The organism is Bacillus sp. GMs2/2 (assembly GCF_050172095.1).
Lineage (GTDB): Bacteria > Bacillota > Bacilli > Bacillales > Bacillaceae_G > Bacillus_A > Bacillus_A cereus.
Window position 1 is genome coordinate 1 of sequence record NZ_JBNLYE010000534.1, and the last position, 2,161, is coordinate 2,161.

The window sequence follows — 2,161 nt, forward strand, 5'->3', positions numbered from 1 at the left end:
TTCCTTGATTTTCTTTTTTATTTGTGAAATAGACAAGAAATAGTCACATTTAATATGCATCTACTATAGCCAAAACAATAAAGTCCTGTTACTATTACAGGGATATTCTCTTTTCGTAACATAAATATATAGAAAAGTCAGAAAAGAGGAATTGAATTAAGGGAGGAACAACATGAAGCGTGTTGCTTGGATTACTGATAGTACAACTGCGAGTTTTAAAACAGAAGGAGATAACTTTGTTATCCCAATTGAAGTTATTATTGATGGTGTGTCGTACAAAGATTGCGAAGAAGGTGTGCGTGAGCGCGTTTATAATGCTTTGAACGAAGGTAAAACTGTCACTACATCACAGCCTAACATAGGGGAAATGGTAGAGTTATTTTCGAAATGCAAAGAAGAATATGAAGAGGGATTTGCAGTTGCTATTAGCGGAAAAGTAAGTGGAACCTATCAAAATATGAAGTTAGCTGCAGAAATGGCAGGTTTTCCATTAACGGTATTAGACAGTGAAACAACAAGTTATCCAATGGATGAACTAATTAGAAAAGCGAAATCGTTATACAATGATGGTATGACTTTACAAGATATACACAAAACATTAGTAGAGGAAAAAAGAAGACCTTTTCATGTATTTCCAAAGAGTTTAAAAGGTCTATATGCAAGTGGCCGTGTAAAGGGTATTCAATTTTTACTTGGAAGTTTATTAAGTGTCAACTTAATATTAGAAGTAAAAGGTGGAGAGCTTTTACTTGAAAAGAAAGTTCGTAAAATCCAAAAATGTCGAGAATATATTAAAAATGAACTTGAAAAAGAATTACCAAAAGTACTTCACATGTTCCATGCTAACGATAAAGCTGGAGCTGAAGAATGGATTGCAGATATTAGACAAGCATTCCCTGAAATGGATTTCAAATTATATCCATTACCAATTTCATTTGCGGTTCATGCAGGTGAAGGTACAATTGCAATTAGTTATTAAAGTAAAACCCGTGAATGATTCACGGGTTTTTTCAGAGTGTCGGGAAAGACCTTATATACTATAAGGTCTTTTGTACCTCTTAAAATGGCTTGAATAGCGTTTATTTGAGGTCATTAGGTAGTTAGAGATTGATGTCTATCTTTAACGAAAAAAGTTGAAGTCATATTTTTCAATGTTAATAAATCAGAATATTCTTTCTTTTATTTCTGCAGTTACAATCTATTTACATATAAGATTATTAGGATTATATTGACAATGAAAGAGAAAACAATAGATGGAAGGGGATGTTTTTATGTTAAAAAAAGCAGCACTAGTGATTTCATCGTTAGCAATCACAGCGTTCGTCGGATTAGGAATGGCAACAGAAGCTTCAGCTGGACCAGCAGCACCACTTACTTCATTAAACGTCGTACAAGTAGAGTCTGAGCTAGGCGGGGTAGAAACAATTAATCAGAACAGCTTCAGCACATCGCGTAACCACGGGGGGAAATACTTATATATTACAACGAAAGAAATGGGCTATGGCCAAAACCCATTTGCTAAAATGAATGGTTCTAATATAAAAAGTATTGATTCCACTATAATTGGCGGAAGACCAATCGTTGGCTGGTATTATAAATGGGATGCTTCTGGACACCAACAAGGAACTTTTGAGTACCAAAAGACATCTATAAATGCACCATTTAATACAATGCGTACATCAATTTATATCCAATAATTTTGAAAGCGTTCGCACATTTAGAATAGTAAAAAAGGTACTTCTAGGAGTACCTTTTTTTGATTTGAATCACGTTCATCTATATTTACAATCCTGATTTCACAGCAAGAATACTACCCATAAAACAAAATCCTTAAACGTCTATAAAATTAATATGAACGCGTAGTACAAGTCCACTACAGTTAAAGTACGTAACTTTACATATTTCAACTCAATGAAGAAGGAAGAAACTGTAGTACTTACGCCGCAGTTTTTAATTTATCCATGAACTCATAGTTTAATTTTAAGTTTTTTAGATATATAGACATAACCGTACTACCTGCTACTCTTTTTTAAAATTCAAGATTAAAAAGAGTAGCTAAACTTAAATAAGCTTAGCTTGATGGATATGTGGCGGAACTCTAAAATTAATTACATCTTTTTCATAATATAAACAATTTTATATAGGGAGATGAAAGGATTTT

General features: G+C 33.0%; 2 protein-coding genes. Both read left to right on the top strand.

Annotated features, from left to right (window positions below):
* Positions 1-172 precede the first annotated feature (172 nt).
* Positions 173-979 carry a DegV family protein gene (locus tag ACQGS6_RS27050; RefSeq protein ID WP_000831933.1) on the top strand — a complete coding sequence of 269 codons (807 nt, stop codon included), beginning with the start codon at positions 173-175 and terminating at the stop codon, positions 977-979.
* Between the two features lie 292 nt (positions 980-1,271).
* Positions 1,272-1,697 carry a DUF4879 domain-containing protein gene (locus ACQGS6_RS27055; protein ID WP_426965916.1) on the top strand — a complete coding sequence of 142 codons (426 nt, stop codon included), beginning with the start codon at positions 1,272-1,274 and terminating at the stop codon, positions 1,695-1,697.
* The last annotated feature ends 464 nt before the right edge of the window (positions 1,698-2,161 follow it).